General features: G+C 60.3%; 12 protein-coding genes. 7 read left to right on the top strand and 5 right to left on the bottom strand.

Annotated features, from left to right (window positions below; genetic code table 11):
• Positions 1–14 precede the first annotated feature (14 nt).
• From EP837_RS06395 to EP837_RS21770, 3 genes are all read right to left on the bottom strand, one after another.
• Positions 15–1,724 carry a SulP family inorganic anion transporter gene (locus EP837_RS06395; protein WP_225870583.1) on the bottom strand — a complete coding sequence of 570 codons (1,710 nt, stop codon included), beginning with the start codon at positions 1,722–1,724 and terminating at the stop codon, positions 15–17.
• On the bottom strand, positions 1,711–2,028 hold the full coding sequence (locus EP837_RS06390; RefSeq protein WP_066528848.1) for a helix-turn-helix domain-containing protein: 318 nt from the start codon (positions 2,026–2,028) through the stop codon (positions 1,711–1,713). The genes EP837_RS06395 and EP837_RS06390 overlap by 14 nt, the downstream gene beginning before the upstream one ends.
• Positions 2,029–2,391: 363 nt before the next feature.
• A complete protein-coding gene (locus EP837_RS21770; RefSeq protein WP_237234885.1) occupies positions 2,392–2,448 on the bottom strand; it encodes a hypothetical protein in 57 nt (18 codons plus the stop codon).
• Between the two features lie 179 nt (positions 2,449–2,627).
• Here EP837_RS21770 and EP837_RS06385 point away from each other — a divergent pair, with 179 nt between their 5' ends.
• From EP837_RS06385 to EP837_RS06375, 3 genes are read left to right on the top strand one after another with little or no spacing between them, the layout of a single operon-like run.
• Positions 2,628–3,041 carry an MbcA/ParS/Xre antitoxin family protein gene (locus EP837_RS06385; RefSeq protein ID WP_066525558.1) on the top strand — a complete coding sequence of 138 codons (414 nt, stop codon included), beginning with the start codon at positions 2,628–2,630 and terminating at the stop codon, positions 3,039–3,041.
• Positions 3,038–3,757 (top strand): RES family NAD+ phosphorylase, encoded by a 720-nt coding sequence (locus EP837_RS06380; RefSeq protein WP_066525555.1) that lies wholly within the window; start codon positions 3,038–3,040, stop codon positions 3,755–3,757. The genes EP837_RS06385 and EP837_RS06380 overlap by 4 nt, the downstream gene beginning before the upstream one ends.
• Positions 3,758–3,776: 19 nt before the next feature.
• Complete coding sequence (locus EP837_RS06375) at positions 3,777–4,655, top strand: 3'-5' exonuclease (protein ID WP_066525550.1); 879 nt, start codon at positions 3,777–3,779, stop codon at positions 4,653–4,655.
• Between the two features lie 543 nt (positions 4,656–5,198).
• On the opposite strand, the gene EP837_RS06370 is transcribed toward EP837_RS06375, so the two are convergent.
• Complete coding sequence (locus tag EP837_RS06370) at positions 5,199–6,239, bottom strand: CHAT domain-containing protein (protein ID WP_066525547.1); 1,041 nt, start codon at positions 6,237–6,239, stop codon at positions 5,199–5,201.
• Between the two features lie 259 nt (positions 6,240–6,498).
• Between EP837_RS06370 and EP837_RS06365 the strand changes: the two genes are divergently transcribed.
• Both EP837_RS06365 and EP837_RS06360 read left to right on the top strand, forming a co-directional pair.
• Positions 6,499–8,481, top strand: coding sequence for an NAD(P)/FAD-dependent oxidoreductase (locus EP837_RS06365; protein WP_066525544.1), 1,983 nt, complete (start codon positions 6,499–6,501; stop codon positions 8,479–8,481).
• Between the two features lie 85 nt (positions 8,482–8,566).
• The gene (locus EP837_RS06360; protein ID WP_066525543.1) at positions 8,567–9,625 is read left to right on the top strand and encodes a hypothetical protein; all 1,059 of its coding nucleotides are present in this window, start codon (positions 8,567–8,569) and stop codon (positions 9,623–9,625) included.
• 16 nt (positions 9,626–9,641) lie between these two features.
• Here the strand turns inward: EP837_RS06360 and EP837_RS06355 are convergent, their stop codons facing one another.
• On the bottom strand, positions 9,642–9,851 hold the full coding sequence (locus EP837_RS06355) for a hypothetical protein (RefSeq protein WP_066525541.1): 210 nt from the start codon (positions 9,849–9,851) through the stop codon (positions 9,642–9,644).
• A gap of 32 nt (positions 9,852–9,883) precedes the next feature.
• Between EP837_RS06355 and EP837_RS06350 the strand changes: the two genes are divergently transcribed.
• Together EP837_RS06350 and EP837_RS06345 are read left to right on the top strand one after the other, a co-directional pair.
• Positions 9,884–10,306, top strand: a complete 423-nt coding sequence (locus tag EP837_RS06350; RefSeq protein ID WP_066525539.1) for a VOC family protein — start codon at positions 9,884–9,886, stop codon at positions 10,304–10,306.
• Between the two features lie 177 nt (positions 10,307–10,483).
• The gene (locus EP837_RS06345) at positions 10,484–12,463 is read left to right on the top strand and encodes a flavin-containing monooxygenase (protein WP_066525536.1); all 1,980 of its coding nucleotides are present in this window, start codon (positions 10,484–10,486) and stop codon (positions 12,461–12,463) included.
• The last annotated feature ends 401 nt before the right edge of the window (positions 12,464–12,864 follow it).

Raw genomic sequence — 12,864 nt, 5'->3', positions numbered from 1 at the left:
CATCTGGCTGTTGATCAATTGAGCTGTTCGGCTGCCGCTGTTGGCGCGCCCGCGATCGCTCTCGCGACGCGCAGGGCCTCGGGAAAATCACCGCAGAAGATTACACGCCGGTCTGCTGGTCCCAGAGAAACCCGCTCGAGCATCGCCATGGGTTGCGCCTGGATGCCTGAAACTATGATCTGCGTGCTTGCCGACCCGGCTTGCCGAACGATTTCCTCGATCGTCGTCACGCCGCTGGCATCGAGCAGGGGCACCCGCCGCATGCGAAGTATGATGACCTTTGGCGGAAGCCCGATCCGTCGCAGCGTGTCGAGCAATTCGTTCGCGACGCCAAAGAAAACGGGGCCTTCGATACGGAATACTTCGACCCTTGGGGGAAGCGCATCGCGCTGATGAATATCCTCCCCCGCTTCCTCGGATGATAACGCGCCGTTGCCGCTGTCGTTTGCAATCTCCACCATTTGGCTCATGCGCATCATGAAGAGCAGGGAAGCGAGCGTCACGCCAACGCCGATGGCGACCGTGAGATCGACCAGCACGGTAAGGCCGAAAGTTAGCAGCAGTAGGCTGCGATCGCCATTAGGCATGCGCAGCAACTGGATGAAGCGATGATGCTCGCTCATGCCCCACGCGACCATGAACAGGATGGCCGCGAGCGCCGCCAGGGGCACATAGGCCATAAGATCCGAGGCGAACAGGATGAACAGGAGCAGGAACAGGGCATGCATTATACCCGCCACGGGCGTGATCGCACCGGCCTTGATGTTGGTCGCCGTGCGAGCGATTGCCCCTGTCGCGGGCAAGCCGCCGAACAATGCCGACGCGATGTTCGCGACGCCCTGACCTACCAGTTCCTGATTGGATCGATGCCTTGAACCGATCATTCCATCGGCCACGACCGCAGACAGGAGCGCCTCGATCCCGGCGAGAAAGGCGATGGTGAACGCCGACGGTATAACCGCCTGAAGCTTGGCAGGAGAAAAGTCCGGGAACGCTGGGGCGGGAAGGTCGGTGGGCAGGTCCGGAAAGCGCGACCCGATCGTCTCGACCGGAAGATGCAGAAGCGCCACGGCCGCTGCGGCCAATATGACGGCGATCAGGAAGCCGGGCAAGCGTGGTGCCCATTTGCGGAGGGCTATGATCAGCCCCAGCGACCCTGCGCCCACCGCCAGCGGGACGATCCGGACGCTGTCCAGGGCAGCGAAATAGGCTCCCCATTTGGGCAGGAAATCGGCGGGCACGTGGGCCATCGACAGGCCGAGGAAATCTTTCACTTGGCTCGACGCGATGATGACCGCGATGCCTGCGGTGAAACCCGTTACCACCGGCTGCGGAATGAAGCGCACGAGGCTGCCCAGACCTAAATATCCGGCGACGATCAGCATGAGTCCCGCCATCAGTGTCGCGATAAGTAGGCCGTCATAGCCGTGTTGCGCGATCACTCCGAAAACGACGACGACGAAGGCGCCGGTCGGCCCACCGATCTGGACTCGCGAACCGCCAAGGGCCGAAATCAGGAAACCGGCTATGATAGCCGTGACCAGTCCCTTGTCAGGAGAAGCGCCGCTCGCAATCGCGAGCGCCATGGCCAGGGGTAGTGCGACGATCGCGACCGTGAGGCCGGCAACGCAATCGCGCCGCATCCGGTCGATCGAATAGCCCTCGCGCAGGACCGTGATCAACTTCGGTGTGAAAGCGATCAGTCGTCCATCAGCATGCATCATCTTCGGCCGTTTGATCGAACAGGACTGACGGTACGCGTCTGGGCTGTTGACCGGCGGTTGTTTCCTTGAGGCGGACGCCGCGCCCTGCGCCATTGCTCGGGGCATTCTCCCCGATGATCTCAATCCCTGCCGCCTCGAGCGCGTTGATCACCTTCACCAATGTATCAACCACGCTTCGCACCTGCCCATCGGATGCTTCCATCCGCTGGATCGTCGGCAGGGACACGCTCGCCAGTGCGGCGAGTTGGCGTTGATCGATACCGAGCAAGGCTCGCGCAGCCCGCATTTGCTGAGATGTGATCATGGGCATCTGTATGATATATAAAACATCAAATTACAATCTTTCATTGCATATATACGATGTGATAGATGAATAATAGCTCATACATCATCTCCCCTCTGCTCCAGATGCCGCAAAACGGTGCGGCAGATTAGCCAGAGTCTGACCTGCCGAGGGTCTCTTTATCGTGAGCAGGAGGATGGGTCAGGAAATGCGGCGGGAATGAGTGCAGGGGGAATGATGACGACCAATGAGCCCACATTTGCCGAAGCAGCCCTCCGCGACATGGTGTACGGATCCCGCAATGGTAGTGCGATGCGCTGCTCAAGGTTATCCATGGCGGCGTCGATAGTTCGCCATTCGCATGGGCATAGCGCGCCACCATAGCTAGGGTTTGTGCCCGCTCACCTTTTGGACAGTGGGAAGATCAACGCCAGCTTGCACCAGGTGGGTGATCGCCGTGCGGCGGAAGGTGTGACGCAAAACTTCATCGGGGTTTAAGGGAGTGATGACTTATGCGATTCAGCGCATACCCGGCGTTTATGCGAAATAGAGCATAAGGCAGCGCACGACGTTGCCATTTGGCAGTCATCTATTTATATCATGCCACATGGAGATGCTTTATGGCCATGTTGCAACCCGTTGAGACGATCCCGGCCCCGTTTCGGCCGGAACCGCTCACCCAGGCAGAGGGTGGCGCGATGTTTCGTGCAGCACTCAACCTCTTCGCCAAATGGGGGGTGACGGACGAGCAGGCTGCCGTCCTGACCGATATGCCGGTGCGCAGTTTCCGCCGGTGGAAGGCGGAGGGACCGGGCCGCATCTCCCGCGACGGGCTTGCCCGGCTCTCCAACCTCATGGGTATTCACAAGGCGCTGCGCCTCATCTTTCAGGAGCCGCAACGCGGTTATGACTGGATCAAAGCACCCAATGCGGCCTTCGAGGGAGCGAGTGCGCTGGCGGTCATGCTTGGCGGCGAACTTACCGACATTATGCGGGTGCGGCGCTATCTCGACGCGGAACGGGGCGGCTGGTGACGGGAGTTGCGGTGCCGCCGGTCAACAGGGTCGAATGGGAGGGCGCGGTCAGGATCATCCGCAGCATCTATCCTCCTATCGATCTGTTCGAGGATATTGCAGACCCAGCCGACTGGCCTCTCCTCATTTCGGCCGAGCAGAAGACAAACCCACGCATCATGGCGTCGGTCGGTAACATCGACCTTGTCCCTCCGGGCCGGCGGGTCGGTGGCTTGGGGGCATCCTATCTGATGGCCTCGTTTACTCACGTCAGCCCTGACCGCCCGAGCCGATTCTCGGGCGGAAGCTACGGCGTTCTCTATGTCGCGCGAAGCTATGAAACCGCGCTGTTCGAGACGATCTATCATCATGCACGCTTCATGGCTCGGACGGCCGAGCCGGCCGGGTGGACGTCGCAATTCCGGGAGGTCATCCTTAAGGTCGATGCTGCGCTGCATGATCTTCGCGGGGGATCGGATGAGTTTGGCCTTTGGCTTGATCCTCAGACCTACCAGGCGCCCCAGCAACTCGCTGCTAGTCTGCGAGGCGCAGGCTCGGACGGAATTGCCTATCCAAGCGTCCGGCAGGCAGGCGGCGAATGTGTCGCGCTTTTCTATCCAGACTGTGCCTCCAACCCCATTCAAGGCCGGCATCTCGATTATCATTGGGATGGAAAGCGGGTGGATCTTGTTCGGGATGCCGGAAGCGGCGCGGTTTTCAGGGTAGTAGAGGACTGATGGCGGGATTGGCTGTGAAATGAATGCTACCGCATCCGATCGCCATTCTCAGGCGGCCGATCTTTTGAACATGCATCCTGATTACCGCGTGCAGCGCCGCCTTGTTCCTGTCACCCACTTCCATGAGGTGAATCCGCTAACGTCCGGTCGGATCGGCGTGGTAATCGATGTGGAGACGACCGGTCTCGATCGCGAAACCGATTGCATCATCGAGTTGGCTGTGCAGCGCTTCCGGTTCGATGATCGTGGGCGGATCGTACAGGTAGGGTTGCCGCGGGTGTGGCGTGAAGATCCCGGCATCCCGATCGATCCGAAGATCACCAAACTTACCGGCCTCGCAGTAGACGACGTTGCCGGCCAGGCAATTGACGAAGAGATGGCTGTGGAAATTCTTTCGTCCGCCGACATCATCATTGCTCACAATGCCGCGTTCGACAGGCCGTTTATTGATCGGCGTCTGCCGGCCATTGCCGACAAGCCCTGGGCCTGCTCGATGGCTGAACTGGATTGGCTTGAGCTCGGGTTCGAGGGGCGTGCCCTCGCGCATCTCGTCGCGCAATGCGGTTGGTTCTATGAAGGGCACAGGGCCGAAAACGATATTCTTGCGCTTCTGTATCTGCTCTCCCACGGATTATCCGACGGAACGACGATCCTGTCGAAGCTCATCGAGTGCTCAGAACGGCCGACATATCGGGTGAATGCCATCGATGCGCCTTTTGATGCCAAGGATCGGTTGAAGGCACGGGGCTATCGCTGGGACGCAGCCATGCGTTTCTGGTGGAAGAGCGTCGGCCAGGACGAGAGTGATGTCGAACGCGCCTGGCTGAATAGCGATGTCTATGCTGGATATGGTGAGCCAGCATTCATCCCCGTAACGGCCTGCGAACGGCATCGATGAATTTTTCGGCACGCGATCGAATCGCGGCGGCGGCTGCGGTTCAAGGGGGACGCTCCAAAACGCTTACAGAGTTCGATTTCACCTCGCCAAGCGGTCTTGGCGCGAAAAGCAGCAAGGCTCGCGGTTGGCAATTCGATGGCCTGTTCTGACCGGTCAGGCGACCGTCCGGTTCGGGGCCGGGTTGCGGGAAAGCTGACGCTGACTTGGGGTCGGCTGCCGACCAACATCGCCGTTCCGACGACGCATTCGGAACGACAGCTCACGCCGGAAGCGGACGATCGGCAGCTGCGCCGATGCTCGTCACTCGCCACGACCATCGAGGCTGGTGCCCGCTGCGTCAGGCCCCATTAGCGATGATCGCAGCCGCGTTGATGGCCGAGACGCATCGCGGCTCGGCGACCCCGCCGCGAGAGCGCGGTCGTGCGCCCGTCGCACGAGGCGCGGCAATGCCTCTGTCCCGACCGACGAAGGAAAATGGCGGACCGGCCGGCTGGCCGCACCGGTGAACGGCGTACCTTCGCAGGTGCAGCGCCGGCGATCAGGTCAGCAGGACGGGTGCCCCCCATGACAGGATGCTGCCGATCTGAGCGTGTTGGTGCCGGATGCGATCGTGGAGGCCGGATCGCCGCCGAGCAGGGCGACGAGCTCGTCGCACAAGGATCCCGGCTGCGCGAGCCCGCGCACGGAGCTGCGATAGGCATCGGCCACAGGAACTCGGGCCAGTTCGAGCGCCAGCTTCGCGCCGAAGGCAAGGCCCGTGTACATGCCGATCGGCCACAAGTGGGCGATCACCTGCTGTTCGGGCGTGGTCAATTCGTGGGAGAATCCGATCCTTGCGGTGCCGCCGTGGACTTGGATCGCCGCCCCGCTGCAGACGTTGAGCACGAGTAGGCGCCGGCCGCCACCGGCGGGGATCCGGCGCAGCGCCTCGGCGCCGACGAGCCCCTCGCTGATCGCGAGGCCGCTCTCGTCCAGCCGGTAGGGCGAATGCTCGCCGTGGCCGATGACCCACAGCAGGTCTGCCTCCGCCTGCTCATAGAAGCGGACGAACGCCTCGGGGTCATCCCCATCCGTCCCGATCTCCAGGTGCCACCCGGCCTGGGCCGCGACGCGCTCGAGTGCCTCGACCTCGAAGCCCGCGTGCATCGTCGAGCCGGGCCAGATGGCGACGCGCCGGATCGGCCGGTCGGGCGGCGCCTGGCGCAGGCTCACCTCCTGCGCCACGGCTGCGTCCGTCTCCAGTGCGACCAGTGCGCCGATCGGGACCGGGAGCGCGGGGATGGCGAGCAGTGAGCGCGCGGCCGTGCCTTGGGGGAGCGCATTGCGAAGCCTTCCCGGTCCGAAATGGGCGCGGACCGCTGCCTCGAATTCCTGGCCCGCCGCCTCGTTAGGCTGGCCGAGCCGGTCATGGGCGATGGCGGGGAACTGGTCGCCCATGCCGCCGACGCGATGGAAGTCGCGCTGGGCCAACGATGCCGCTGCCATCATCCGGTCGAAGCTACCGATGCCGTCCTCTCGCCGGATGACTAGGCGACCGCCGGGCCATAGATAGCCGACACCATGGCGGTGGGCGGTCGCCACCACGAGGACATCGCCGTCGCAGTCGCGACCGCCGGCGGGTGCATACCAAGCACCTAGGAGATCGAGGAAATCGTCGACGGTGCCATGCTCCGTTAGCGTGTAGGGCGGCCGACACGTCGTTTGGTGCTCGGTTCATCCATCTTTCGCACCGGTGCGCGGCGCAAAATCGGCAGCAAAGCGGATGTCTGTTGACAAATTACACATTGAGATGTAATTCCTTGATAGCGAGTCTACGAACGAGCAAGATTCAAGGAGAGACGGGATGCACGCGCCTGTGCTGGACACCGATTCAAAAATTGACGCCGCCATTGATGCGCTGAATCCTACGATGGCGCTGATGGCGCTAATTCAGATCACTGGCGACCGTACGCTGCTGAACCATTATTGGAACGCCATCGACAGCCGCCAGGAAGAGCTGATCGAGACCTTTGTCGATATCCACGCGCATGAAGAGCGCCCGACGATCGATCCTGCAGTGGCGACTGAGATCCGCGACCGGCTCCGTGCGGCGGTGAAGGCGGAAAAGCCCGCCGTGATGCCGCAGATCGACATGCCGATGTTTCGCAGGATGAGCCGCCTGCTGCTGGGTAATGACCTGCCCGAAATGTCGGTGGACGTTGCCTTCCAGCATGCCGGGTTCACCACCGATACACGCGTGCGCAAGGCTAAGGACGTGCCCCCGGCCGATTTCAAAGTGCTGGTCGTGGGCGCAGGCATGATGGGCATCAACGCCGCGATCAAGCTGCAGCAGGCGGGTTTCGACTTCACGGTGCTGGAGGCGCTGGACAAGGTCGGCGGCAACTGGCTGACCAACACCTATCCGGGCGCTGCGGTCGATACGCCCAGCCGCATCTATTCCTTCTCCTTCGAACCCAATGCGTCCTGGACCCAATTCTATCCGCGCGGTCCTGAATTCCTGTCTTACCTCGACCGCGTCACCGACAAATATAATCTGCGCGACCGTATCCAGTTCGGAACCTGGGTCGAAGGCGCGGAGTGGGACGAGGCGCGCAAGATTTGGACCGTGAAGGCGGTACGGAACGGCAAGGCCGAAACCTATGAGTGCAACGTGCTCATCATGGCAGTGGGACCGAACAACAATCCCAACTATCCCAAGGTCAAGAATCTGGACTCGTTCAAGGGTCCGGTGATCCACTCCGCCGCCTGGGATCATAGCGTCGACCTCACCGGCAAGAAGGTCGTGCTGGTCGGCACCGGCTGTTCGGGCGTGCAGGTCGCGACCGCGATCGCCGACAATGTCGGGGAGCTAATTATCGTCCAGCGCCAGCCCGAACATATCATCCCCAATCCGCAGGCGCATGCGCCCGTGGGCGAACTGGAACGCTGGGCGATGGAGTATATCCCCTTCGTGGCGCAGTGGAAGCGGCTGCAGAGCCTGCACAGCCAGATGCGCGACATGCACGGCATGATCATGAAGGACGAGGAATATGCCGCCAAAACCGGCGGCTTCGGTCCGATCAACGACGGCATGCGGATGATGTGCGAGGGCTATCTGAAGAGCCATTTCCCCGACAATCCGGAGATGGTCGAGCTGCTGACGCCCAATTTCCCGGTCTTCGCCAAGCGCCCGATCCTGGACTGCGGCTTCTACGACACACTCAAGAAGCCCAATGTTTCGATCGTGCGCGGTGAATTGGCGGAAGCCGATGAGAGCGCGGTGATCCTGGCCGACGGCACGCGCATCGAATGCGACGTATTGCTGCTGTCGACCGGCTACAATCTCCATTTCGGACGCCAGTTCGACATTCGTGGAACCGGCGGCAAGACGCTGAAGGACGCGTTCGATCCGCATCCCTTCTCCTATGAAGGCATGCTGATCACGGGCTTTCCGAACTTCGTCTTCATGGGCGCGCCCTACAGCTATCTGGTCGCCAATCATGCGGTCGTCAGTGAGCAGCAGGTCCATTATATCGTCGAACTTCTGCAATGGATGGTGGACGATCATCTGTCGTCCTTCGACGTCTCGCAGGAGGCGACGCAGGCGTTCATCGACGATGTCGATACGAAGCTGGCGAAGACCGCATGGGTTCAGTGCGGCAGCGCCCATGGCTATTATCGCGACAAGGGCGCGCATGGGCAGAAGAAGGTGATCCTGGCCATCCCGCGCCATAATTCGCGCATCTGGCACGATCTGCGTAGTCCACGCGAAGAGGATTTCAACGTCACGCGCAAGGACGGGGACGCCCCGGTTGCGCAGCGCGACATGGAAACGTTGACGATTTGATCCGCTCAGGGTGGCTTTTGGGCCTCTAGGCCGGCCACCCTCCTTCTTTTGCGGTGACAGCTGCAAGATATTGGAGACACAGATTATGCTTCGCGATCTCGCCGAAAATTTCCGTCCGGTTGCTCCGCCCCAGCTGATCGACGACGCCTATAGCAACGATCAGCACGCAAGGCTGTTGCAGGTCGTGCGGGACAACGGCCCATGGCCGCTGATCCTGGCGGAGAATTTCAAGACGCCGGAAGAGGTGATCGCCACCACGTCCGGCACCATTCCCGAAGGCGTCAAGCTGACTTGGGACATGATCGGGCTCAACCCCGTGTTCCGCGGCTATCTGGCGCAAGGCGGCACCTGCTTCTATCCCGAGATCGAGGACTGCTATTATAACAGCCGCTTCCTGGACCTCGTCCGCAAATATTGGAACTGCCAATATGCGGAGCCCGAGACCTTCCTGTTCAACATCCAGGGTCCGACGCCAATCGGCGGCCCGCCGCATCTGGACGGCACCGTTTTTCGGGGCCTCACGATGGAAAATACGCCGCTTTGGCTGCTGCTGACCATGGCCAAGTCCTGCCTGTTCGATCGCTGGCGGTCGAAGAAAGGTCAAGTCATCGCCTGGTATTATAAAGGCAAGGTTGGTGGCGGGTTCAATTGTTGGCCGAACGGCCCAAGCGGCGAGCCATTTCAGATCAACGCACCCATGTGGGGCCGGGCCGTGGTCGTCGAAAATGAGATGATGTTCCACCATGGTCAGGCCACCGGCCCGGCAGCCCTGCGCAAGCCGCAGGGCATGGACATCAGCTCCACTTTCGGCGCGGATCCGCAAGATCCGACTGGCTGGCAGATCGAAACCTTCGGCAAGGTCAATCAGAAGGTGCCGGAGCGGGAAATGCGCTTTCTCGTCCATTGGGGCGCGCGCCTGTTCAAGGACCTGGACGATTTCAAGCTGACCTACGACCACCGCGACGACATCACGCATGAGATGGCGATCAACATGCTGATCGATGACATGAAGAAGCGTGGCGTCGAGTTCGAAGTACCGACGGACCCGTTGCACGACAATGCGTTCGTCGGTCTGCTCGCCAGGGTCTATGACATCGGCGGGCCGGCCAATATCCCGCCAGACGCGCTGGACGAAGCTGCCTGAAGGCGGCTCCGATCCATCATGTCGTTGAAATATTCACGTGAAGAATGACCTTCGACCTGAAGGCTATTTGCAGATGCTGACAATCCGCGGCTTCGATCAGGCGATCACCCGGTAGGGACCCGAGGATAGGTGCCGGACGCGCCAGCATCGGGCAGAAATTGGTGATCGTCGGCGCTTGCATGGCGCTCAAGAGGGGCGACAGTTCAGCGAAGGCGACAATGATCATATTGCGCGAAATTTGAAAAACTGGAGAGTGTAATGGCAAGCCAAATACCGCACGCGAAAACACAAGATACCGACTTCATGTTCACCAAGCTTCAGGTAAAAGACCTCGAAGGCGCAGTTGCGTTTTACAGCTCTGTGATCGGCCTTGTCGAAATGAACCGTGTCGAAGCTGAAATCGTAGGACGCAAAGTCAGTGAAGTCGTGTTCATGCCGACCTATGCTGGCGGTCCCTTGTTCATCCTTGCCCAGTTCCACGACACCGGGACTCCGGCTGCTAACGAACTGATCCTTGGCCTCGCAACTAAGGACATCGCCGGTTTGATCGAACGGGCGGAGGCCGCTGGCGCACGTGTGCTTGAGCCTGCGCGGGAGGTGCCTGGGATGGGCGGAATGCAAGTAGCGTTCATCGCCGATCCAGAGGGGCATGTCCTGCAACTCAGCCAAATAGGCGGCTGACCAGTCAGTCGCAGATCATCGGGAGCCGCAGAGAAACCTATCGACGTCAAGGGGGCGGTAGGGCTCCTGTTCTGGATAGATGGAACAGCCTCTAAACGGCTTGATCCAAAAGCTCCTCCACAACATTCGTGACGATAGAGATCGGCCATAACACCGACGTTTAGGAGAGATAATGTCATGTTCAATCCTATCCACAGCGGCGGAGAGCCTGCCGTCCGCCTGGAAGCTGTCATCGGTGATCTTGACCCGATCGTGGCGTTGCTTAGCTTAATCCACATAACCGGCGATAGGCAGTTGCTTCATCGATATGGTCCGCTCCTCGAAGGAACGGAGGACCAAAAGCGCGCCGCCTTCGTCAATCTCGGCAGTCGCGAGCATAAGCAGGCCGATCCGGCTGTAGTCGCCGAAATTCGCGCTATGCTGGCCCAGGAAATGGCGCGCTCGCCGGAACCGCTGATGAGGGAACCGGATCCCGCGCTATTTCGTGATATGTTGAAGCTGGCCTTGGGTCAGGAGTTGCCCGAAGCGTCGATCGAGCCGGCGCGCCATCATGGCGGATTCGTCACTGATACGCGTGTCCACAAGCCGGAAGTTGCGCCGCCTGCCGATTTCAACGTGTTGGTGATCGGCGGCGGGATGCACGGGATCAACGCTGCAGTAAAGCTGAAGCAAGCCGGTTTTTCCTATACGGTTCTGGAAAGTCGGCATGAGATCGGCGGCACCTGGTCCGTGAACCGCTATCCGGGCGCTGCCGTGGATACACCCAGTGTGCAATATTCCTATTCCTTCGACCCCAATCCGTCCTGGACCAAATTCTACCCGATGAAGGATGAGTTCCTCCAATATCTAGAGCGGGTCGCCGACAAGCATCGTATCCGGCCGCACGTCCACCTCAATACGACAATGCAATCGGCCGACTGGGACGAGGCGCGGCAGCTTTGGATCGTCAAGGCCATCCGGGACGGAGAGGCTGTTACCTATGAGGCGAATGCCGTCATCCTGAGTGTTGGCGTGCTATCCCGCCCGCGCTGGCCGGACGTCCGGGGTCGTGACAGGTTCAATGGGCCGGTGCTCCATTCTGCCGCTTGGGACGAAGACGTTGATCTGACAGGCAAGCGCGTCGTGATCGTGGGTACCGGCTGCAGCGGCGTACAGCTTACCCGCGCCATATCCGAATTTGCGGGTCATGTTACCACGGTACAGCGCCAGCCCGACTATATCATTCCCAATCCGCAGGCGCTCGCGCCCGTGCCCGAGTTGGAACGCTTGGCGATGGAGCGTATTCCTTATGTCACGCAGTGGAAGCGGATGCAGAGCCTTGCCAGCCAGATGATGGACATGCGCGGCATGATGGGATTCGACAAGGAGTGGAACGAGAAGACCGGCGGATTCGGTCCGCTCAACGATGCCGTCACGAAGATGAGCCTCGATTATCTCAAGAGCCATTTCCCCGATGATCCGGAAATGGTACGGAAACTTACCCCTCCTTATCCTCTCTATGCCAAGCGGCCGATCCTCGATTGCGGCTATTATGATGCGCTCAAGCGCCCGAACGTCGATCTTATAGAGGGGCAGCTGGCGGGCTTCGAGGAGGATGCCGTCATATTGGCTGACGGGACACGCATCGAATGTGATGCTGTCGTACTCGCGACAGGCTTCCATCTGGACTGGTATAGCAACATGCATTTCGCAGGACGGGACGGCAGGACGCTGAAGGAAACCTTCACACCCTACCCCTATGCCTATGAAGGCATCACCGTGCCGGGGTTCCCCAACCTGTTCATCACCCATGGGCCGAACTGCAACCTCACCGCTAATGCGGCGGTCATAGGCGAGCAACAGGTGCATTATATCGTTGAGCTGTTGCAGACGATGATCGATGAGGACATCGCGGCTGTAGAACCAGATGTCGAGGCCACACGCGCCTATAATGACTGGACGCAGGAGAAGCTGCTAGACACGGCCTGGTATCGCAAGGGTAGTGCGCACGGCTATTATCGCCACGACGATAGCGGTCGCATCGTCATCGCGACGCCGCGTCACAACTCCACGGTCTGGCATGCGATGCGCCAACCCGAAATGGAGCATTTCGTCCTTACATATCGGCCGAACGTCGAAAAGCGTGCGCCGCGCCCCATGTCGCTGCTGTCAATCTGAACGATCGTAATCCCTTCGCCCTTATTCATGTAGAAGCGCTGCCAGTGGCCCCGAGCCATGGCAGCGGATCGTTGCTGAGCACTTCAAGTCGCCCGAAGAGGTGAATGGTATCCGCCTCTGACGCCGTGCCAGAAGGCTTTAAACCGACGGGGATATGTCCCTGAGTTCTATATATTGGGGATGTCCGCGAAGCGCGGCGTTGTGCTCTATTCCGAGATCTAAGATTGTTTCTATAACAAGAATTCCTGGATCTGGTTCGCCCTATTGGGGCGCGATATGCCAGTCCTAAGCAGAATGGTGTTCAATAGCGTCGGCATCATATCCATGCTGGGCGCCGATCCTGGCAGCACTCGCCGATGACAGATCGCGACCGATGCAAGGTTATCCAGAAATTCTTGCGA

Source organism: Sphingobium sp. EP60837, assembly GCF_001658005.1.
GTDB lineage: Bacteria > Pseudomonadota > Alphaproteobacteria > Sphingomonadales > Sphingomonadaceae > Sphingobium > Sphingobium tyrosinilyticum.
This window is presented reverse-complemented; position numbering and strand designations above follow the sequence as displayed.

Excerpts from the sequence above, each read along its gene's own strand:
- EP837_RS06345 (WP_066525536.1), top strand. The coding sequence starts at position 10,484 with ATGTTCAATCCTATCCACAGCGGCGGAGAGCCTGCCGTCCGCCTGGAA.
- EP837_RS06375 (WP_066525550.1), top strand. The coding sequence starts at position 3,777 with ATGAATGCTACCGCATCCGATCGCCATTCTCAGGCGGCCGATCTTTTG.
- EP837_RS06390 (WP_066528848.1), bottom strand. The coding sequence starts at position 2,028 with ATGATCACATCTCAGCAAATGCGGGCTGCGCGAGCCTTGCTCGGTATC.
- EP837_RS06385 (WP_066525558.1), top strand. The coding sequence starts at position 2,628 with ATGGCCATGTTGCAACCCGTTGAGACGATCCCGGCCCCGTTTCGGCCG.
- EP837_RS06395 (WP_225870583.1), bottom strand. The coding sequence starts at position 1,724 with ATGATGCATGCTGATGGACGACTGATCGCTTTCACACCGAAGTTGATC.
- EP837_RS06360 (WP_066525543.1), top strand. The coding sequence starts at position 8,567 with ATGCTTCGCGATCTCGCCGAAAATTTCCGTCCGGTTGCTCCGCCCCAG.
- EP837_RS06350 (WP_066525539.1), top strand. The coding sequence starts at position 9,884 with ATGGCAAGCCAAATACCGCACGCGAAAACACAAGATACCGACTTCATG.
- EP837_RS06355 (WP_066525541.1), bottom strand. The coding sequence starts at position 9,851 with ATGATCATTGTCGCCTTCGCTGAACTGTCGCCCCTCTTGAGCGCCATG.
- EP837_RS06365 (WP_066525544.1), top strand. The coding sequence starts at position 6,499 with ATGCACGCGCCTGTGCTGGACACCGATTCAAAAATTGACGCCGCCATT.